Below are 18,293 nucleotides of genomic sequence, written 5' to 3'. Positions count from 1 at the left end.
TTAGAAGAGATCCATGATGCGCCAGTTGCGCGCGGCTGCCAGATTGCGCAGCGTATCGTCCGGGTTGGTGGCAACGGGGTCGGTCACTTCCTCCAACAGCGGCACGTCGTTGGCCGAATCGCTGTAGAAGGTGCTGTGCTCGAAATCGCTCCAGCCGCGGCCCATGTTGGCCAGCCATTCGTGCACGCGCGCGACCTTGCCCTCGCGAAAGCTCGGTGTGCCGGCCACGTCGCCGGTGAAAGCGCTGTCCGGCTTGCCGTCGGCGGTGGCCGGTTCGGTGGCGATGAGGTGGTCGATGCCAAAGGCCTCGGCAATCGGGCGGGTCACGAAGCTGTTGGTGGCGGTGACCACGCAACACAGGTCACCAGCGTCCAGGTGCTTGTAGACCAACGCTTGCGCCTGCGGCGTGATCTTCGGACGGATCACGTCGTGCATGAACTCGGCGTGCCACTGGGCGAGCGTGTCGCGCGGGTGGGCAGCCAGCGGTGCCAGGGCAAAGCGCAGAAACGCATGGATATCCAGCGTGCCGGCTTTGTAGTCGGCATAGAACTGATCGTTCTTGCGCTGGTATTCGGCTTCATCCACCACGCCGCGGCGGATGAGGAAACGTCCCCACTCGTGGTCGCTGTCGGTGGGGATGAGGGTGTGATCGAGGTCGAAGAGGGCCAGATTCATGGGGCGCGATTTTACCCGAACGTTACATCACCGGCCGCGCGAGCCCCCGGATTCACTTCATCAGCGCGAGCATGTCGCGCACGAGCGGCAGGGTGACGGCGCGCTTGCGGGCCAGCGAATAGGTGTCGAGGGCGTCCAGCAGGGCCATCAGACTCGGCATGTCGCGGTAGGAGTGCGTCACGAGCCACTGCGGCACATCAGCCGAAAGTTGCATGCCGCGTTCGCGGGCGGCTTGGCGCAGGGCTTCAACTTTGTCGGCGTCGGACAGTGGGCGCAGCCAGTAGACCAGGCCCCAGCCCAGGCGGGTGCGCAGGTCTTCACGCAGCGGCATCGCCATCGGCGCGGCGGCCCCGGAGATGGCGATGGCGGCATGCGGATGCGCGCGCACTTCATTGACGAGGTTGAACACGGCGATCTGCGCCCATTCGTCCAGCCGTTCGGCGTCGTCGATCGTCCAGACGGTGATGGTTGGGTCGAATTCGAAGGCTTCGGGCGGGGCGTCGGGTTCCAGCGTGCGGACTTCGTAGCCGCCAGCCTCGGTCTGGGCGCAGATGGCCTGCAGCAGGTGGCTGCGGCCGCTGCCTTCTTCGCCCCAGAGGTAGACCAGGCGGTCTGTGGCGGTACCGTCCACCACTTGCGGAATCAGGGCGCGCAGACGCAGCACCGCCTCTTCGTTGCCGGTGGCGACGAAGTTGTCGAAGGTCGGGGCGGGTGTCGCGCCGAGTTCGAGCGGGAGCTGTTCGGGTGTGGCCATGAAACTTGAAGTGGAGTCGCCGTACTTTTCAGTTGCCTTCAGTGGCTTTCAGTCCTGGTAGAGCCGGCTGCCTAGGTAAAGCTGCCGAATTTGCCGCAAACCGACCAGCAGCACAGCACTCATCGGTAGGGCGAGGAGGATACCGAAAAAACCGAACAATTGGCCAAAAGCCAGCAAGGCGAGGATGACCGCCAGCGGGTGCAGGCCGATGCGTTCGCCCACCAGACGCGGCGTCAGATAGAAGCTTTCCAAGAACTGGCCGATGCCGTACACCACGGCCACCGCCAGCAAGCCATAGAGGTTGCCGAACTGCAACAGTGCGGCAAGGATGGCCAACGTGAGCCCCACGCCAAAACCGATGTACGGAATGAACACTGCCAGCCCCGTGAAGATGCCCACCGGCAGCGCCACGTCAAAGCCGGCAAGCGTCAGCCCCGCCGAGTAGTACACCGCCAGCACCAGCATCACGATGATCTGGCCGCGCAGGTATTGGGAAAGCAGGCCATCGCTTTCGGCGGCCAGTTCGCGCGTTTTTGGCAGCCAGCGGCGCGGGACGGCACTTTCGACGCGGCGCATCAACATGTTCCAGTCCATCAGCAGGTAGAACATGACGATCGGCACCAGGAAAAAAATGCCCAGCACCTGGATGGCCGCCGACCCCGACACGCGCAGATAGGTCAGCACCCGGGCGACCACGTCGTCCGGGCTGGCGGCGAGCTGTTCCGTAAGCAGAGCGCGCAGGCCCGGAAAATCAAAGCTGACATGCAGACCCAATTCGTCCAGCTTGGGCGACAGAAACGCGTTGAGCTTGGCAAGCATCCCAGGCAATTGCTCGCGGATGGCCGGAATCTCCCGCTGCAGCACTGCCAGGATCAGCAACATCAGCGCCACGCCCACCACCGAGAGCACCAGAATCATCAAAAACACGCCCAGCACGCGCGGTACGCGATGGCGCTGCAGCCATTCCACGCCTGGGTGCAGGATGTACGACAGGATGAACGCGAAGACGAAGGGCGTCAGCGTGGGCGCCAGTGCCTTGAGCAGGGCCAGGAAGACAAGCGCCACGGCGATCCAGGCGAGCGTGCGCTTGGTTTCCTGCGACAGCACGGGGGCGTTCATGAGGGGCGGCGGTTCCGATAGCGGGGTGGATGAGTCGGAAAAGCGGCCATTGGGGTGGCCGCATCCGGTAAAATCGCGATTTTACTGGACCGGCGGGTCCGGTTTTTGTGACTTCCCGCCGCCGTCTCGCTTTCTTTCCCGGTTTTTTCAATTCAGACGACTGTATGAGCGCTTCCGAAACCCCATCCGCATCGACCGGCCTGTCTTACCGCGACGCGGGCGTCGACATCGAGGCGGGTGACGCCCTTGTCGACCGCATCAAGCCGTTTGCCAAGCGCACCATGCGCGAAGGCGTGCTGGGCGGCATCGGCGGCTTCGGCGCGCTGTTCGAGCTGTCCAAGAAGTATCAGGAGCCGGTGCTGGTGTCCGGCACCGACGGCGTGGGCACCAAGCTCAAGCTGGCCTTTGCGCTGAACCGCCACGACACGGTTGGCCAGGATCTGGTCGCCATGAGCGTGAACGACATCCTGGTGCAGGGCGCCGAGCCGCTGTTCTTCCTGGATTACTTCGCCTGCGGCAAGCTGGATGTCGACACCGCTGCCACCGTGGTCAAGGGCATCGCCCAGGGCTGTGAGCTGGCCGGCTGCGCGCTGATCGGCGGCGAAACCGCTGAAATGCCGAGCATGTATCCGGACGGCGAATACGACCTGGCCGGTTTTGCCGTCGGCGCGGTCGAAAAGCGCAAGATCATCGACGGCACGACCATTGCCGAGGGCGACGTGGTGCTGGGCCTGGCCTCGTCGGGTGCGCATTCGAACGGCTACTCGCTGGTGCGCAAGATCATTGAGGTGTCGCGCCCGGACCTGAACGCCGATTTCCACGGCCAGCGCCTGCAAGACGCCATCATGGCGCCGACGCGCATCTACGTGAAGCCGCTGCTGTCGCTGATCGACAAGCTGACCGTCAAGGGCATGGCGCACATCACCGGCGGTGGTTTGACCGAAAACGTGCCGCGCGTGCTGCAAGACAACCTGACCGCCGTGCTGCACAAGGACGCCTGGACGCTGCCGCCGCTGTTCCAGTGGCTGCAGAAGGCCGGCAACGTGGCCGATGATGAAATGCACCGCGTGTTCAACTGCGGCATCGGCATGGTGGTGATCGTGTCGGCGGCTGATGCACCGGTCGCCATCGCGCACCTGAAGGACGCGGGCGAGACGGTCTACCAGATCGGCGAAATCCGCGCACGCCAAGCCGGCGAAGCACAGACGATCGTGGTCTGACGCGAAGTTCGCGCCAACAAAAAACCGCCGAATACCTCGGCGGTTTTTTTATGCGCGTATCTTCTGGTGGGCGCTTATTTCAGCGGGACGTATTCGCCGCTGGCGGGGTCGTCCTTCTGGAGCGCGCCGGTGTTCTTGTCGATGAGCAGCGTGACCACGCGCGGTGCGGTGTTCGGGTCGCCGCCGCACGCGGGGGTGTGGTTTTCCCGCACTTCGACGCTGTTGTGCGTGTCATCGGCCCGGTCCACCATGAAGGACAGGCACTCCTGCGGCAGGGTGGTCAGCTTGTACTTTTCGATGGCGGCGCGGGCCAGATCGACGGCCTTGGCTTGTTCAGCCTCACTGACGGCGGGCGGCGCATTGGCCGCGTTGGATGCGCCGGGGGCGGAGGCCGCAGGCGTGGAAGCCGAAGCGGGCGCGGCAGGCTTGTGCGCGTCGTCGGAGCGGCCACAGCCCACCAGCGCCAGAGCGGTGAGCACGGCAAGCAGCAGGGGTTTGGTCATGATGTGCGGAGCGTGTCGGCGATGTTCAGCCCACGACTTTACCCGCAACTGGCGGATTTTTTCCATGCCGCATACGCCTGCGGCATGCACACCGCGCACGGCCGGTAGCCGGCGGCACGCGCGTCGGCTTCGTTCAGGAAGAACACGCGGTGGCGTACATAACCGCCGCGCTCGATGGCCCGGCGTGCTGCTGCGCAATCGAGCCGGCCATAGATGCGCGCACGCCGATGCCCGCCCAGCGTGCCGGGCGCGGCGCTCTCATAGGGCTGGCCGCTGGCGCCGATGAGGGTCCACGTTCTCACGTGGTTTCATGCGGCGGATTGCGCCTCGCGCTCCAGTAGCGCCAGCTTGCGTTCCACGCCCCAGCGATAGCCCGAGGTGTTGCCGTCTCGGCGGATCACGCGGTGGCACGGGATCGCCACCGCGATGTGATTGGCCGCACAGGCCTGCGCCACCGCGCGTACCGCCTTGGGTGCGCCGATGCGCGCGGCAATCTCGGCGTAGCTTGTGGTGCTGCCCGGCGGCACTTCACGCAGCGCTTGCCACACGCGTTCTTGGAACGCGGTGCCGCGCACATCCAACGGCAGCTCCAGCCCGATGGATGGCGCCTCGATCAGCCCCACCACCCGAGCCACGAGGTCCTCAAAGCCCGCGTCGCCACCGATGAATTCGGCCTTCCGGAACGTGTCTTGCAGATCGCGCACAAGGGCGTCGGGATCGTCGCCCATCAGGATCGCGCAGATGCCGCGATCGCTCTGCGCCACGAGAATCGAACCGAGCGAGCATTCGCCCACCGCGAAGCGGATCGTCGTCTGGGCGCCGCCTGCGCGGTAGCGGCTGGCCGTCATGCCGAGCACGTTGTCGGACGCCTCGTAGAAGCGGCTGCTAGCGTTGAACCCGGCGTCGTAGATGGCCTCGGTGACGGTGCTGCCGCGCTCCAGCTGCGCGCGCAGCTTGCGGGCACGATGCGCATCGGCGTAACCCTTGGGCGTGAGGCCCGTGACGCTCTTGAACAGGCGATGGAAGTGATACGGGCTCAGCCCCGCGTCTTGCGCGAGTGCGTCGAGCGTGGGCGGCGTGTCGGCTGCCTCGATGCGGCGGCAGGCCTGCGCGATGAGCGCGGTTTGCTGCGCGCGCGCGGTGGTCTGATCCGGGGCAGCGCGGCGGCTCGGACGGTAACCGGCGGCTTCTGCGTCGGCAGGTGAGTCGAAGAATTCGACGTTCTCGGGGCGCGGCAGGCGCGACGGGCTGCTCGGCTGGCAATACACGCCGGTGGTCTTTACCGCATAGACGAATTGCCCGTCGGCAGAGGCATCGCGCGCCAGCACGCGAGCCCAGCGCGGGTCGTGTGCAACGAGAGGGGTGTCCGATACGGGGCGAGCGGAGGTTTGCATGACGTCATCCAGTGGACTGCGATGACTGTACTGTAGGTACGTCCGTCTGGCTGGGCACTCCGGGTCTTGCGGTCAAATTCGATGCCTCGTTCGCGTCACCCGTCCTACGCGTTCACGAGCGTGAAGCGTTGGCAGGCACACGCCATAAATACCAGGCCGCGACGGTTCGATATGGGCTCCACGCAAGCCCGAGTTTTTCCATCTGCTTGCGCGTGGGCGTGGTGTCGAGCCGCTTCAGGCGGCGATAACCGTCGCGTACGCCGAAGTCATCCGCGGGCAGGATGTCGGAGCGCTCCAGCGTGTAGATGAGCAGCATTTCGACCGTCCACCGGCCTACCCCGCGCAGGGGCACCAGCCGATCGATGAGCGCTTCGTCTGACATGGTCTGCGCGTGTTCGCGCGTGGGGACGACGCCGTCGAGGGTGGCTTGTGCAATGCCGCGAATGGTCGCCAGTTTGGTCGCAGAGAAACCGCAGGCGCGCAGCGCTGCCTCGTCGGTGGCGAGCACCTGCTGCGGTGCGGGAAAAGCGGCAGCCGGATACAGCGCGAGGAAACGTCCGAGGATGGCGTCACCGGCCTTGGCGTGCAACTGCTGATAGGCGATCGCGCGGATCAGCGCTTCATAAGGTTCGCGCGCAGGCTTGGCGGTGTGGCGGCAGGGGCCGATGGCAGCAATATGGCGGGCCCAGTCTTCGTCCTGCGTGGCCAGGAATGTTGCGGCTTGCCGGTAGGCGCTTTCGGACAGGTCTGCGGCGATGGTCATGCGCTGATTTGCCGGTCAGCCGGCTTTGCGGAACGTGAGGTTGATGCGCTCGCTGCCCAGCAGCGTATGCGGATGGTCTTTGAGCGGCGCAACGCCGTGATAGCGCAGGCGATCCGGGCCACCCCAGACGACGACATCGCCGTGAAAAAGGGGAATGCGCTGCGCCTTGTCTGCGCGGCGATGTCCGCCAAACAGGAAGACCGCCGGCATGCCAAGCGACACGGAGACGATGGGCGCGCCGTAATCCTGTTCGTCCTTGTCCTGATGCAGCGACATGCGGGCGCCAGGCACATAGCGGTTGATGAGGCAGGCGTCTGGCGTGAAGGCGGGGAAGCCCGCTTCAGCGGCGGCGTTACGCGCTAGGCGCAGGAACACATCGGGCAGTGGCGGCCACGCGGCTCCCGTGAGCGGGTCGAGCGTGGAATAGCGGTAGCCGCGGCGGTCTGAGGTCCAGCCCAGCGTGCCGCTGTTGGTGAGCGCGACCGACATCTCGAAGCCGCCCGGCGTGACCATGTGACGAAACGCTGCCTGCTGCTCTATGGCATCCGCCGCCGCCAGAAGGGCCGGTGCATCCGCCAGCGCTAAGCCACGGAACACAAAGGCCGCCTCGCCGAGCGCGATGCGCGTGTCGTCGGCGGGTGCGTGGTCGGCAAACAGGTCCCCGGTCGTCATGGTGAGCTGGCTATAGCGCGTCGTGGAAGATGATGCCCACAGTATGCCGCTGGCCCGAGCGCAGGCGGCTCACGCCGTGGCGCATGTTCACGCGGTACGTGCCGCGCGTGCCTTGTACGGGGCGATGGTGCACCGCAAAGACCACTGCATCGCCTTTGCGCAGTGGCACCACCTCGGGCCGCGATTGCATCCGAGGGCGCTGCTCCGTCATGACGAACTCGCCGCCGGTGAAATCGACACCGGGTTCGGACAGCAGGATGGCCACCTGCAGCGGGAAGACGTGCTCGCCATAGAGGTCTTGGTGCAGGCAGTTGTAGTCGCCGGGGCCGTACTGCAGGATCAGCGGCGTGGGGCGCAACTGGCCGGCTTCGTGACAGCGGCGCAGGAAATCGGCGTGCTTGGCTGGATAGCGCACGTCGATGTCCATGACTTGGTTCCAGCGGTTGGCGATGGTCGCCAGTGGCGGGTAGAGCGACGTGCGCAACTGCGCGACCAGGTCCGGCAGCGGATACGCGAAGTATTGGTATTCACCGCGCCCGAAGCCATGGCGCTCCATCACCACGCGCGAGCGGTACAGGCGATCCTGCGGATACAGCGCGGCCAGGGCGTCGCACGCGTCATGCGTGAGCAGGCTGGGCAACACGGCGCTGCCGACCTCATTGAGGGCGTCCTCAACGGCATGCCAGTCGATGTCATCAAAATTGGGATGGCGCCCCGCGCTGACATGCGCGGCGGCAGTGGAAGGCGGCATATGCGCTCCGCTCGGAGATTCGATATGCCAAGCCTACGCTCACGGGAGTGCGCGCGGCACTCCGGAGCTTGCGGTCAAATTCAGGCCTGTGCGGCCAGGCTGGCGGGCATGGTCGTGGCGGCCAGCTTGGTCAGCGCGTCGCCGGTGGCGCGGCAGATGCGCCACTCGGGCAGCACATCCGCGCCCATGGCTTCGTAGAAAGCGATGGAGGGCGCGTTCCAATCGAGCACGCTCCATTCGAAGCGGCCACAGTCCCGCTCTTGCGCTAGACGCGCGAGGTGGATCAGGAGTGCCTTGCCGATGCCCAGGCCGCGGTATTCGGGCTCCACGAACAGGTCTTCCAGATACAGGCCCGGCTTGCACAGGAAGGTCGAGAAGTTGTGGAAGAACAGAGCAAAGCCCACGGCGCGGCCGTCGACTTCCGCCAGCACCGCCTCGCAATACGGGCGCGGCCCGAACAGCATCGTCGCCAGCGCGTCAGGCGTGGTCTGCACGAGGTGCGTGAGCTTTTCGTACTCGGCCAGCGCAGAGATCAGGCGCACGAGCGAGGCGCAGTCATCCGGTGTGGCAGGGCGCAGCGTGAAGCGGGTCGCTGTGGTGACGGTCATGGTGATTGCGATTCCAGTGAGGTTTGGACCAGGCGCGCGACCTGGTCGACGTAATCGGGCGCGAGGCAATCGACCACGTGCCGCTCGGGCGTGCTGCGCAGCCACGTGATCTGGCGCTTGCAGAGTTGGCGCGTGGCTGCGATGCCTTGCTCGCGCAGCGTCGCCATGTTGATTTCGCCTTCGAGGTAAGCCCACGCTTGGCGATACCCCACGCAGCGGATGGACGGCAGCGTGGGCGAAAGATCGCCCCGGCGGCGCAAGCGCTCCACCTCGTCGAGCAGGCCGCCGGCGAGCATCGCATCAAAGCGCTGCGCGATGCGCGCATGCAGAACGAGGCGGTCGGAGGGCTCCAGCGCGATCGTCAGATACGGCGCCGCTGCATCGTGCTGCTGGAACGCATTCGCGCCGACCTCGCGTGCGAGTAGGGCAGACATCGGCTGACCGGTCAGCCGATACAGTTCGAGCGCACGTTGGATGCGCTGCGAATCGGTCGCGTGCAATCGCGCAGCCGTCACCGGATCGACCAGTGCGAGCTTCGCGTGCAGCGCCGGCCAGCCATCGCGCGCCGCTTCGGCATCGATTTCCGCGCGGATGGCAGGATCGGCGCCGGGCAAATCGGAGAGGCCTTGCGTGAGCGCCTTGTAGTACAGCATCGTGCCGCCGACGATCAGCGGCAGCCGGCCGCGTGCGCGGATGGCGTCGATCAGCGCGCTCGCATCATTGGCAAACTGCGCGGCGGAATACGCATCGAGCGGATCAATGATGTCGATCAGGTGATGCGGCGCGATGGCCTGTTCTTCGGCACTGGGCTTGGCCGTGCCGATGTCCATGCCGCGATACACCAGCGCGGAATCCATGCTGATGATCTCGACCGGCCAGCGCTCGGCCAGCTTCAATGCGGCGGCGGTCTTGCCGGACGCCGTGGGCCCCAGCAGGCAAATCGCGCGCGGTGCGCTTGCAGCAGATGCGGTCATCGGTTACTGGCCGCGCAGGAACAGGCGATCCAGGTCCGCCACGGTCAACTGGATCCACGTCGGGCGGCCGTGGTTGCATTGGTCGGCGCGTTCGGTGGCTTCCATCTGGCGCAGCAGCGCGTTCATCTCGTCCAGGTTCAGGCGGCGGTTGGCGCGCACGGCAGAGTGGCACGCCAGCGTGGCGAGCAGCTCGTTCTGGCGTTCGGCCAGCACGCGCGAGCCACCGTAGGCCTGCAGATCGCGCAGCACGTCGCGCGCGAGCGCCTGCGCATCCGCCTTCTGCAGCAGCGTCGGCACCGATCGCACGGCCAGCGTGGTGGGCGACACGGCGGAGATGTCGAAGCCGAGCAGCGTAAGCGTGTCGCGGAATTCCTCTGCGGTGCCGATCTCCACCGGGCTTGCGGCAAACGTGACCGGAATCAGCAGCGGCTGCACTTCGACACGCTTGGTTTCGAGCGCGGCCTTGAGCTGTTCGTAGAGGATGCGCTCGTGCGCGGCATGCATGTCGACGAGCACCATGCCGCGCGTGTTCTGCGCCAGCACGTAGATGCCATGCAACTGGGCCACGGCAAAACCGAGCGGATGATCGTCGTCGTCATCGGCCTGTGGCGTTGCAGCCGGTTCTGCAACGGCGGCGGGCGCTTGGACAGTCGCGGTGCCGCCGTCGAATAACGTTGCGGCGCTCGGCACATCGGTCATCCACGCGGGGCGGCTCGCCGGCATGGGCGCGCTATCGCCGCGCATCATCGACAGGTATTCCGCACGCGGCTGCGCAATGCCGAGCGACGTCTGCCGCGCGGCCATCTGGTTGATCCAGCGCGTGGTGTTGTCAGCAGGCGAGGGCGCCGTCGTGACCCCAGCAATCTCGGGCGCATCGGCGATGTCGGTGCGCAGACTGTCGCCCTGTTCGCCGGCGTGGCGGGACAGGGCGCGTTGCACCGCGTGATAGACAAACTGGTGCACCGCGCGGCTGTCGCGGAAGCGCACCTCGATCTTGGACGGATGCACGTTCACGTCCACCGCTTCGGGCGGCAACTCCAGGCACAGCACGTAGGCGGGGAAACGGTCGCCGTGCAGCACGTCTTCATAGGCGCTGCGCACAGCGTGCGTGAGCAGGCGGTCGCGCACGAAGCGGCCGTTGACGTAGAAGAACTGATGATCAGCCCGGCCGCGCGAGGCGGTTGGCAGGCCGGCAAAGCCAAACAAACGCAGTTCGCCGGCAGATTCTTCGAAGGGCAATCGCGCACGGGCGAATTCGGTACCGAGTACGGCGGCGGTGCGCGAGTCTGCCTGCGTGGCGTTCCAATGCTCCAGCGGTTTCCCGTTGTGATGCACGGAGATGGCCACGTCCGGCCGCGCGAGCGCGGTGCGGCGGATCACCTCCATGCAGTGGCCCAGCTCGGTCTGCTCAGTCTTGAGGAATTTGCGGCGCGCCGGCGTGTTGAAGTACAGATGCTGCACATCAACCGTGGTGCCGACGCCGCCCGAAGCCGGCTGCGCCCGCCCGGTTTGCGCAATGATTTGCGTGGCGTGAGCGTCGTTGGCTGTGCGCGACGTGAGCGTCAGTTCCGCCACCGAGGCAATCGAAGCCAGCGCCTCGCCTCGAAACCCCAGCGTCGCCACCGATTCCAGCTCTTCCAGCGAGCCGATCTTGCTGGTCGCATGCCGCATCAGCGCGACGGGCAGTTCGCCCGCCGGAATGCCGCCGCCGTTGTCGGTGATGGCAATGCGCCGCACGCCGCCTTCCTCCAGCTTGATCTGAAGCTGCGTGGCGCCGGCATCCAGCGCGTTTTCCAGCAGCTCCTTGACCACGGATGCCGGCCGTTCGACCACCTCGCCGGCCGCGATCTGGCTGATCAGCTGGTCGGGAAGCGGGCGGATGGGGCGGCGGGAAGTCGAGGCGGAAGTCATCGCGGCATTATAAATGTCACGCCATGTGCGGCGCACCGACGCAAGCCCGGCAAGCGCAAGGGGAAAATTAATTGACATCCGGTATCATTCCCCGCTGCTCAATCGGGGGTTGGTTTGGATATCGTGATGCAACTGGTCGACATCGTTCTGCATGTCGACAAATCGTTGGGACTGCTCATTCAGCAGTACGGCGCGTGGGTCTACGTGCTGCTGTTCGCCATCGTCTTTGCCGAGACCGGCTTGGTGGTGCTGCCATTCCTGCCGGGCGACACGCTGCTCTTTATTGCTGGCGCCATGTGCGCCACGGGCCAGATGGACGCGTGGCTGCTCATCGTGCTGCTGGTGACTGCCGCGGTAACGGGCAATACCGTCAACTACTTCGTCGGTTCGTGGATCGGGCCCAAGGTATTCGACGGTCACATCCGCTTCCTTGATCACCAAGCGCTGCTTAGGACACACGCCTTCTACGAGCGCCATGGCGGCAAAATGCTGGTGATGGCACGCTTCATTCCGGTGGTGCGTACGTTCGCGCCGTTCGTGGCGGGCGTGTCGAAGATGACGTTCGCCAAATTCCAGCTGTTCAATATGATCGGCGCCGTGCTGTGGGTCGGCTTGTTGGTGCTGACCGGCGACCTGTTCGGTAACGTGCCGATCATCCGCGAGCACCTGAACACGATCGTGCTTATCGGCCTGGGCGCTGCAATCGTGCCGCTGGCGCTGGGCGGGCTATGGAAGCTTCTCAGGCGCCGTCGGGGCGCTGTGGCCCCGAAGTAGACGTCAATTCAAGTTCTTGCTCATGGCGCGCAGCGTTGGCATGCGCTCCTTGAGCTTGGCCGTGTCGGCTGCATCCGGCCGCGCGTCCACGTAGGCTTCCAGGTCTTCCAGCGCGGGTCGGAAGCATTCCAGGTTGGCGTAGGCCAACCCACGGTCGCGCACCTCCTCGATCGAATCGGGCAGCAGAATCACCAAGCGCTGCTGCACCGCCAGCAGGCGTTGCCAGCGCGATTCCTGCAGATAGATCGCCTTCAGATTGCGCAGCATGCGCGCGATGATCTCGCGGTGCGTGGCCACCTGCAGGAACACCCCGAGCGGCACCGTGTTCGGGTCTTCGATGCCTTCCTTCTCCAGGTACGGGTCGAGCATGTCCTGCAACTCTTCCTTCGACAACGTCTGGCCCGTCAGCGGATCGAGCACGACCTCGCCTGCAGGAATGCTCATGCGCACGAGGAAGTGGTTCGGAAAAGACACGCCCTTGAGGGGCAGGCCAATCTGCTGGCCGATCTCCATCAGCAGCACCGCCAACGAGATCGGAATGCCGCGCCGGCTTTGCAGTACGGTATTCAGATAGGAGTTCTCGGGATCGTAGTAATCGTTTGCATTGGGCCCGAAGCCCAGCTCGCGATAGAAAAACTGATTGAGCAGGCGCAGGCGCTGGATGGCCGGCGTGCCGTCGGCGATGCGGTTCTTGATCCGCGCGACGAGCACGTCGATGGCGGCCAACTCTGCCTGCAGGTCCAGATCCGGATACGCGTCCTGCGCAATTGACAGGGCGGTTTCTGTGAGTGGGATGCTGTCGTCGTCCGCGACCAGGGCCGAAAAATAATCGAGGACTTTAGTGGTCATCAGATGGCCTTTTTTCGGAACGTGGAAAACTTCAATCCGGTGAGCCACAGTGTACCGAAATAGACCACCGCGCACAGGACCAGGCTTGCCCCCAGCAGCGCGATGCGCACGAGCGGCTTGGCGCCCAATCCCACCCAATCAAAATTGTGCGCAAGCCACAGCAGCACGCCCGCCAGCAGCAGTACGGCCGACATCACCTGCGCGATGAACAGACCCCAGCCCGGCAGCGGGTGGTAATAGCCGCGACGACGCAGGCCGAAGAACAGCAGCGCCGCATTGATCGTCGCGCCAAAGCTGATCGACAGTGCCAGCCCCGCATGGCCGAAAATCGGCACGAAGATATAGTTGGACAGCTGCGTCGCCACGAGCACCACCAGCGCGATCTTCACCGGCGTGCGGATGTCCTGCCGCGCATAGAAGCCCGGCGCCAGGATCTTGATGACGATCAGCCCGACCAGCCCCACGCCGTACGACGTCAGCGCCTGGCGTGTCATCTCGACGTCCATGCCGGTGAATTTGCCGTAGTGAAACAGCGTGGCCGTGAGTGGCGCGCCAAACACGAACAGCCCCACCGCCGACGGCACTGCGAGCAGCACCGTCAGCCGCAGGCCCCAGTCGAGCAGCGACGAGTACTCTTCACGGTTGTTGTCGGCGCTTGCCTTCGACAGGCTTGGCAGCAGGATCGTCCCGAGCGCCACACCCAGCAGTGCGGTCGGGAATTCCATCAGCCGGTCTGCGTAGTTCAGCCACGACACGCTGCCCGTCGGCAGGCGCGATGCAATGTTGGTGTTGATGATCAGGCTGATCTGCGCGACCGACACCGACAGCGTGGCCGGCAGCATCTGCTTAAGCACGCGTCGCACGCCCGGGTGATGCCACGCCGCGCGCACGTTGAACGACACGCGCGGCAGCATGCCCACGCGGCGCAATGACGGAATCTGAATGGCCAGCTGCAGGATGCCGCCCACCATCACCGCATAGGCCTGCGCGTAGATAGGGGTATCAAGGTACGGCGCCACAAACACCGCTGCCACGATGAACGACAGGTTCAGCAGCACCGGCGTGAAAGCGGGCACCGCAAACTGCCGCCACGTATTCAGAATGCCCGACGCCAGCGCCACCAACGACACGAGCCCGATGTACGGAAACATCACGCGCGTCATGAAGATCGCCGAGATATAGGCTTGGTTCTCGTGCGCCTTGAAGCCCGTCGCGACAGCGGTGACGATCAACGGGGCACCGATCACGCCCAGCGCCGAGATGACCACCAGGAACCACGTCATCACCGTGGCCACCGAGTCGACCAATGCGCGTGTTTCGGTTTCCCCTTGGCGATTCTTGAATTCGCCCAGGATCGGCACGAACGCTTGGGAGAACGCGCCCTCCGCCGAAAGCCGGCGCAGCAGGTTCGGGATGCGGAAGGCGACGTTGAAGGCATCGGTGTACACCGATGCACCAAAGGCACGGGCGATCAGCGTCTCGCGAATGAGCCCCGTGATGCGCGAGAGCATCGTCAGGCCGCTGATCGTGGCGAGTGTTTTGAGGAGATTCAAGATGAATGCTTGGTTGGGCGCCGTCTGGGAGGCAAACACGGCGATGGCGGTCTGACCGACGGCGCCATGCGGGGTTCGCGCCCGGCGTGACTGACGTGACCGGAGGGCACAATTGCGGCCGTATTATAGGGACCGGCTCGTCATGCGCCCAAAAGTGCCGCAAAAGCCGCAAACTGCCGTCATCCGGGCGATTTCACAACAGGGTTTGCGTTGGGCGCGGAAGTCTGCGTATAATTGCCGTCTTTCACCAATTTGCGCGCTTCGGCCTTCCGTGTCTCCCGGGGCGCTTGCTACCGTTTCTTCAGGGATTTTTCCATGGCAAACACCGCACAAGCACGCAAGCGCGCACGCCAAGCCGTCGTTCAGAACGCTCACAACTCGGCTCTGCGCTCGCGTCTGCGTACCGCAATCAAGGGCGTCCGCAAGGCCGTGGCCGCTGGCGACAAGACTGCAGCCGCTGCTGCATTCAAGACCGCCCAAAGCACGATCGACAGCATCGCTGACAAGAAGATCGTCCACAAGAACAAGGCTGCACGCGCCAAGTCGCGTCTGTCCGCTGCCATCAAGGCAATGGCTGCCTAAGTTCGGGGTGATGCCGGCCTAGCCGGCATGGTGCGACACGCAACGTCGCGCTCCGACGATAAAAAAGCCCGTCTTTGGACGGGCTTTTTGCATTCTGCGCGCTCCCAATGTGCGAGGCGCCGAGTGGAGCGGCGTTCTTAGGGGATCAGGCTTTCGCGGGCGTGCCGCCTTCGGGCAGGATGCAGGCTTCCACGAGCTGCAGATTGTTGTCGTGCGCGAAGTTCAGCACGAAATCCAGGGCCTTGGGTTCGATGTCACGCAGGCGCTCGTCGACGAACACGCTGCGGATGCCGCCCGACATGACCGGGCGCACATAGGGGGAGTAGGTGAAGCGGGGATCTCCGGAATCACCGGCGGGTCGGAACTGCGCCATCACACCGCACAGCCGATCGGCCCAGTCGCTCGGGCGGAAGGTCTTTCCGTCGCGGGTGACGCCCTGGATAAAGAATTGGCGGGGGTTGGCTGCCATGGACTGCGTGGGGCTGTGGAGATTTGCAAACGACTTCGACCGTGCGGGTGCTGCAACGTTCGAGCGGGGTGCACTTGTGGTGCGGATGATGCGCCTGCCTGGTTGCCGATTCGTGAACCGGACGGGCCGGCTCGTTGTGCCGGTTTGCGGACGGTTGGAGCATCCGAGGCAGCCAGTATTATATCTTATATAAGACTTTCATCGGCCTTTCACCAGGGCCTTTATGGTAGCCGCCCGCGCAGGCGCGAAACTCGCCAAATGGGTGGCGATCCCGTATGATGGACTGAATCTTCAACAGGCAAGGCGGCTAGGGCGACGTGTCACGGGATGTTCCCGGTGCGTCATCTGCAGGCCGCCTTCGTTGTTTTATGAACCCACCAAGCTCGATCAAGCACTACCTGCAGTTCAAGGACTTTTCGCTGGAAGAGTACGAATACCTGCTGGACCGTTCCGCGATCCTCAAGGCCAAGTTCAAGAACTACGAAACGTGGCACCCGCTGCACGACCGCACGCTGGCTATGATCTTCGAGAAGAATTCCACGCGTACGCGCCTGTCGTTCGAAGCTGGCATTCACCAGCTTGGCGGCCACGCGGTCTTCCTGAACACGCGCGATTCCCAACTGGGGCGCGGTGAGCCGATCGAAGACGCCGCGCAGGTCATCTCGCGTATGACCGACATCATCATGATCCGCACCTTCGGGCAGGAGATCATCGAACGGTTTGCCGCGCATTCGCGCGTGCCTGTCATCAACGGGCTGACCAACGAATACCACCCGTGCCAGGTGCTGGCCGACATCTTCACCTTCATCGAGCAGCGGGGCCCCATCAAGGGCAAGACCGTCACGTGGGTGGGCGATGCCAACAACATGGCGTACACGTGGATCCAGGCGGCTGAGATTCTGGGTTTCCGCTTCCATTTTTCTGCACCGAAGGGCTATCAGCTTGATCCGGCCATGGTGGCCGATTCCGCTTTGCCGTTTGTGCACGTGTTCGAAAGCCCGCTCGAAGCCTGCGATGGCGCGCATCTGGTGACCACCGACGTGTGGACCAGCATGGGCTACGAAGCCGAGAACGAAGCGCGCAAGAAAGCCTTTGGCGACTGGATGGTCACCGAGGCGATGATGCAGCGCGCGCAACCCGATGCGCTGTTCATGCACTGCCTGCCCGCGCACCGCGGCGAGGAAGTCGAGGCAGCCGTCATCGACGGTAAGCAAAGCGTCGTGTGGGATGAGGCGGAAAACCGCCTGCACGTGCAGAAGGCGCTGATGGAATACCTGCTCTGCGGGCGCTATTGAGCCCAGCAGCCCAAGTCTGCAGTCATGAAAAAGGCCGCTCCGATTGACGTCGGAGCGGCCTTTTTGCTTTGACGCGGCAGGTAGTTACTTCTTGCCGCCGTCGAGTTGGGGCAGTGCGTTGGCGGTACCCAGCGACAGCAGGCCAGCCTTCGAATAGATGGCCAGCTTGTCGCGCGTGTCCATCAGGTCCAGGTTGCGCATGGTCAGTTGGCCGATGCGGTCGGCGGGGCTGAACGGTGCGTCTTCGACCTTCTCCATCGACAGACGCTCAGGTGCGTAGGTCAGGTTCGGCGATTCGGTGTTCAGGATCGAGTAGTCGTTGCCGCGACGCAGTTCCAGCGTGACGGTGCCGGTCACGGCGCGAGCGACCCAGCGCTGGGCAGTTTCGCGCAGCATGATCGCTTGCGGGTCGAACCAGCGGCCCTGGTACAGCAGACGGCCGAGGCGCAGGCCGTTGATGCGGTACTGCTCGATGGTGTCTTCGTTGTGGATGCCGGTCACCAGGCGTTCGTAGGCGATGTGCAGCAGCGCCATGCCCGGGGCTTCGTAGATGCCGCGGCTCTTGGCTTCGATGATGCGGTTCTCGATCTGATCGCTCATGCCCAGGCCGTGGCGGCCACCGATGCGATTCAGCTCCAGGAACATCTCCACCGGGTCGGCGATTTCGCGGCCGTTGACGGCGACCGGACGGCCTTCGTCGAAGGTGACCGACACTTCTTCCGCCTTGACCTCGACTTCCGGCTTCCAGAACGCCACGCCCATGATCGGGTTGACGATGCGGATGCCGCTGTTCAGGTGCTCCAGATCCTTGGCCTCGTGCGTGGCGCCCAGCATGTTGCTGTCCGTCGAGTAGGCCTTTTCGGCGCTCATCTTGTAGCCGAAACCTTCCTTGGTCATGAAGGCCGACATTTCGGCGCGGCCGCCCAGCTCGTCGATGAAGGCTTGGTCCAGCCACGGCTTGTAGATCTTCAGTGCCGGGTTGGTCAGCAGGCCGTAGCGGTAGAAGCGCTCGATGTCGTTGCCCTTGAAGGTCGAGCCGTCGCCCCAGATGTTGACGTCGTCTTCCTTCATGGCGGCGACCAGCATGGTGCCGGTCACGGCGCGGCCCAGCGGCGTGGTGTTGAAGTACGTGATGCCGCCGGTGCTGATGTGGAAGGCGCCGGCCTGGATGGCGGCAATGCCTTCATTGGCAAGTTGCGGGCGGCACTCGATCAGGCGGGCCTTCTCTGCACCGTACTCCATGGCCTTGCGCGGGATGGCATCGTAGTCTTCCTCGTCGGGCTGGCCGAGATTGGCGGTATAGGCGTACGGCAGGGCGCCTTTGTTCTTCATCCAGCGCAGCGCGGCGCTGGTGTCGAGACCGCCGGAGAAGGCAATGCCGACCTTCTGGCCGACGGGAACGTGTTGCAGGATGGTTTCCATACTCT

20 protein-coding genes are annotated in these 18,293 nt (G+C 64.5%); 4 read left to right on the top strand and 16 right to left on the bottom strand.

Annotation, left to right across the window (positions count from 1 at the left end; all coding sequences use genetic code 11):
- The 3 genes from NKG59_RS16560 to NKG59_RS16550 are packed head-to-tail and all read right to left on the bottom strand — an operon-like array spanning position 1 to position 2,548.
- Positions 1-675 carry a histidinol-phosphatase gene (locus tag NKG59_RS16560; RefSeq protein WP_253538862.1) on the bottom strand — a complete coding sequence of 225 codons (675 nt, stop codon included), beginning with the start codon at positions 673-675 and terminating at the stop codon, positions 1-3.
- A 52-nt stretch (positions 676-727) separates the two neighbouring features.
- Positions 728-1,429: a DnaA regulatory inactivator Hda gene (gene hda, locus NKG59_RS16555; protein ID WP_004631704.1), complete on the bottom strand. Its 702-nt coding sequence runs from the start codon at positions 1,427-1,429 to the stop codon at positions 728-730.
- A gap of 48 nt (positions 1,430-1,477) precedes the next feature.
- Positions 1,478-2,548, bottom strand: a complete 1,071-nt coding sequence (locus NKG59_RS16550; RefSeq protein WP_253538859.1) for an AI-2E family transporter — start codon at positions 2,546-2,548, stop codon at positions 1,478-1,480.
- 164 nt (positions 2,549-2,712) lie between these two features.
- On the opposite strand from NKG59_RS16550, the gene purM reads away from it, so the two are divergent.
- Positions 2,713-3,768: a phosphoribosylformylglycinamidine cyclo-ligase gene (gene purM / locus NKG59_RS16545; RefSeq protein WP_253538856.1), complete on the top strand. Its 1,056-nt coding sequence runs from the start codon at positions 2,713-2,715 to the stop codon at positions 3,766-3,768.
- Between the two features lie 74 nt (positions 3,769-3,842).
- On the opposite strand, the gene NKG59_RS16540 is transcribed toward purM, so the two are convergent.
- From NKG59_RS16540 to mutL, 9 genes are all read right to left on the bottom strand, one after another.
- Positions 3,843-4,271, bottom strand: coding sequence for a hypothetical protein (locus NKG59_RS16540; RefSeq protein ID WP_253538854.1), 429 nt, complete (start codon positions 4,269-4,271; stop codon positions 3,843-3,845).
- 38 nt (positions 4,272-4,309) lie between these two features.
- Positions 4,310-4,573: an Ada metal-binding domain-containing protein gene (locus NKG59_RS16535; protein WP_253538850.1), complete on the bottom strand. Its 264-nt coding sequence runs from the start codon at positions 4,571-4,573 to the stop codon at positions 4,310-4,312.
- 6 nt (positions 4,574-4,579) lie between these two features.
- Entirely contained in the window at positions 4,580-5,665 is a 1,086-nt protein-coding gene (ada, locus tag NKG59_RS16530) for a bifunctional DNA-binding transcriptional regulator/O6-methylguanine-DNA methyltransferase Ada (protein WP_253538847.1), read from the bottom strand.
- Positions 5,666-5,777: 112 nt separating this feature from the next.
- Entirely contained in the window at positions 5,778-6,428 is a 651-nt protein-coding gene (locus tag NKG59_RS16525) for a DNA-3-methyladenine glycosylase family protein (RefSeq protein ID WP_253538844.1), read from the bottom strand.
- Positions 6,429-6,443: 15 nt separating this feature from the next.
- Positions 6,444-7,100, bottom strand: coding sequence for a DNA oxidative demethylase AlkB (gene alkB / locus NKG59_RS16520; protein ID WP_253538841.1), 657 nt, complete (start codon positions 7,098-7,100; stop codon positions 6,444-6,446).
- Positions 7,101-7,110: 10 nt separating this feature from the next.
- Positions 7,111-7,851, bottom strand: a complete 741-nt coding sequence (locus NKG59_RS16515) for a 2OG-Fe(II) oxygenase (RefSeq protein ID WP_253538838.1) — start codon at positions 7,849-7,851, stop codon at positions 7,111-7,113.
- Positions 7,852-7,931: 80 nt separating this feature from the next.
- Positions 7,932-8,459 carry a GNAT family N-acetyltransferase gene (locus NKG59_RS16510; protein ID WP_253538835.1) on the bottom strand — a complete coding sequence of 176 codons (528 nt, stop codon included), beginning with the start codon at positions 8,457-8,459 and terminating at the stop codon, positions 7,932-7,934.
- Entirely contained in the window at positions 8,456-9,433 is a 978-nt protein-coding gene (gene miaA / locus NKG59_RS16505; RefSeq protein WP_253538833.1) for a tRNA (adenosine(37)-N6)-dimethylallyltransferase MiaA, read from the bottom strand. The genes NKG59_RS16510 and miaA overlap by 4 nt, the downstream gene beginning before the upstream one ends.
- A 3-nt stretch (positions 9,434-9,436) precedes the next feature.
- Complete coding sequence (gene mutL, locus NKG59_RS16500) at positions 9,437-11,344, bottom strand: DNA mismatch repair endonuclease MutL (protein WP_253538830.1); 1,908 nt, start codon at positions 11,342-11,344, stop codon at positions 9,437-9,439.
- Between the two features lie 126 nt (positions 11,345-11,470).
- On the opposite strand from mutL, the gene NKG59_RS16495 reads away from it, so the two are divergent.
- Positions 11,471-12,118: a VTT domain-containing protein gene (locus NKG59_RS16495; protein WP_045202691.1), complete on the top strand. Its 648-nt coding sequence runs from the start codon at positions 11,471-11,473 to the stop codon at positions 12,116-12,118.
- Between the two features lie 3 nt (positions 12,119-12,121).
- Here NKG59_RS16495 and NKG59_RS16490 read toward each other — a convergent pair whose 3' ends face one another.
- Positions 12,122-12,967, bottom strand: a complete 846-nt coding sequence (locus NKG59_RS16490; RefSeq protein ID WP_045202692.1) for a SirB1 family protein — start codon at positions 12,965-12,967, stop codon at positions 12,122-12,124.
- Complete coding sequence (gene murJ / locus NKG59_RS16485) at positions 12,967-14,520, bottom strand: murein biosynthesis integral membrane protein MurJ (RefSeq protein WP_253538828.1); 1,554 nt, start codon at positions 14,518-14,520, stop codon at positions 12,967-12,969. Before murJ ends, NKG59_RS16490 begins: the two co-directional genes overlap by 1 nt.
- A gap of 315 nt (positions 14,521-14,835) precedes the next feature.
- Here murJ and rpsT point away from each other — a divergent pair, with 315 nt between their 5' ends.
- Positions 14,836-15,102 carry a 30S ribosomal protein S20 gene (rpsT, locus tag NKG59_RS16480; protein ID WP_004631753.1) on the top strand — a complete coding sequence of 89 codons (267 nt, stop codon included), beginning with the start codon at positions 14,836-14,838 and terminating at the stop codon, positions 15,100-15,102.
- Positions 15,103-15,247: 145 nt separating this feature from the next.
- On the opposite strand, the gene NKG59_RS16475 is transcribed toward rpsT, so the two are convergent.
- Positions 15,248-15,571, bottom strand: a complete 324-nt coding sequence (locus NKG59_RS16475) for a DUF3579 domain-containing protein (RefSeq protein WP_232040882.1) — start codon at positions 15,569-15,571, stop codon at positions 15,248-15,250.
- Positions 15,572-15,939: 368 nt separating this feature from the next.
- On the opposite strand from NKG59_RS16475, the gene argF reads away from it, so the two are divergent.
- On the top strand, positions 15,940-16,866 hold the full coding sequence (gene argF / locus NKG59_RS16470) for an ornithine carbamoyltransferase (protein WP_024974875.1): 927 nt from the start codon (positions 15,940-15,942) through the stop codon (positions 16,864-16,866).
- An 84-nt stretch (positions 16,867-16,950) separates the two neighbouring features.
- On the opposite strand, the gene argG is transcribed toward argF, so the two are convergent.
- Entirely contained in the window at positions 16,951-18,288 is a 1,338-nt protein-coding gene (argG, locus tag NKG59_RS16465; protein WP_045202694.1) for an argininosuccinate synthase, read from the bottom strand.
- Positions 18,289-18,293 lie beyond the last annotated feature (5 nt).

Source organism: Ralstonia chuxiongensis (genome assembly GCF_024158925.1).
Taxonomy (GTDB): domain Bacteria; phylum Pseudomonadota; class Gammaproteobacteria; order Burkholderiales; family Burkholderiaceae; genus Ralstonia; species Ralstonia chuxiongensis.
Note: the sequence above shows the minus strand (reverse complement) of the source record. Positions and strands in the feature narration are given on the sequence as shown.

Bases quoted from the DNA above. Each gene is read 5' to 3' on its own strand.
- NKG59_RS16560 (WP_253538862.1), bottom strand. From the start codon at position 675: ATGAATCTGGCCCTCTTCGACCTCGATCACACCCTCATCCCCACCGAC.
- hda (WP_004631704.1), bottom strand. From the start codon at position 1,429: ATGGCCACACCCGAACAGCTCCCGCTCGAACTCGGCGCGACACCCGCC.
- NKG59_RS16550 (WP_253538859.1), bottom strand. From the start codon at position 2,548: ATGAACGCCCCCGTGCTGTCGCAGGAAACCAAGCGCACGCTCGCCTGG.
- purM (WP_253538856.1), top strand. From the start codon at position 2,713: ATGAGCGCTTCCGAAACCCCATCCGCATCGACCGGCCTGTCTTACCGC.
- NKG59_RS16540 (WP_253538854.1), bottom strand. From the start codon at position 4,271: ATGACCAAACCCCTGCTGCTTGCCGTGCTCACCGCTCTGGCGCTGGTG.
- ada (WP_253538847.1), bottom strand. From the start codon at position 5,665: ATGCAAACCTCCGCTCGCCCCGTATCGGACACCCCTCTCGTTGCACAC.
- NKG59_RS16525 (WP_253538844.1), bottom strand. From the start codon at position 6,428: ATGACCATCGCCGCAGACCTGTCCGAAAGCGCCTACCGGCAAGCCGCA.
- alkB (WP_253538841.1), bottom strand. From the start codon at position 7,100: ATGACGACCGGGGACCTGTTTGCCGACCACGCACCCGCCGACGACACG.
- NKG59_RS16515 (WP_253538838.1), bottom strand. From the start codon at position 7,851: ATGCCGCCTTCCACTGCCGCCGCGCATGTCAGCGCGGGGCGCCATCCC.
- NKG59_RS16510 (WP_253538835.1), bottom strand. From the start codon at position 8,459: ATGACCGTCACCACAGCGACCCGCTTCACGCTGCGCCCTGCCACACCG.
- miaA (WP_253538833.1), bottom strand. From the start codon at position 9,433: ATGACCGCATCTGCTGCAAGCGCACCGCGCGCGATTTGCCTGCTGGGG.
- mutL (WP_253538830.1), bottom strand. From the start codon at position 11,344: ATGACTTCCGCCTCGACTTCCCGCCGCCCCATCCGCCCGCTTCCCGAC.
- NKG59_RS16495 (WP_045202691.1), top strand. From the start codon at position 11,471: ATGCAACTGGTCGACATCGTTCTGCATGTCGACAAATCGTTGGGACTG.
- NKG59_RS16490 (WP_045202692.1), bottom strand. From the start codon at position 12,967: ATGACCACTAAAGTCCTCGATTATTTTTCGGCCCTGGTCGCGGACGAC.
- rpsT (WP_004631753.1), top strand. From the start codon at position 14,836: ATGGCAAACACCGCACAAGCACGCAAGCGCGCACGCCAAGCCGTCGTT.
- NKG59_RS16475 (WP_232040882.1), bottom strand. From the start codon at position 15,571: ATGGCAGCCAACCCCCGCCAATTCTTTATCCAGGGCGTCACCCGCGAC.
- argF (WP_024974875.1), top strand. From the start codon at position 15,940: ATGAACCCACCAAGCTCGATCAAGCACTACCTGCAGTTCAAGGACTTT.
- argG (WP_045202694.1), bottom strand. From the start codon at position 18,288: ATGGAAACCATCCTGCAACACGTTCCCGTCGGCCAGAAGGTCGGCATT.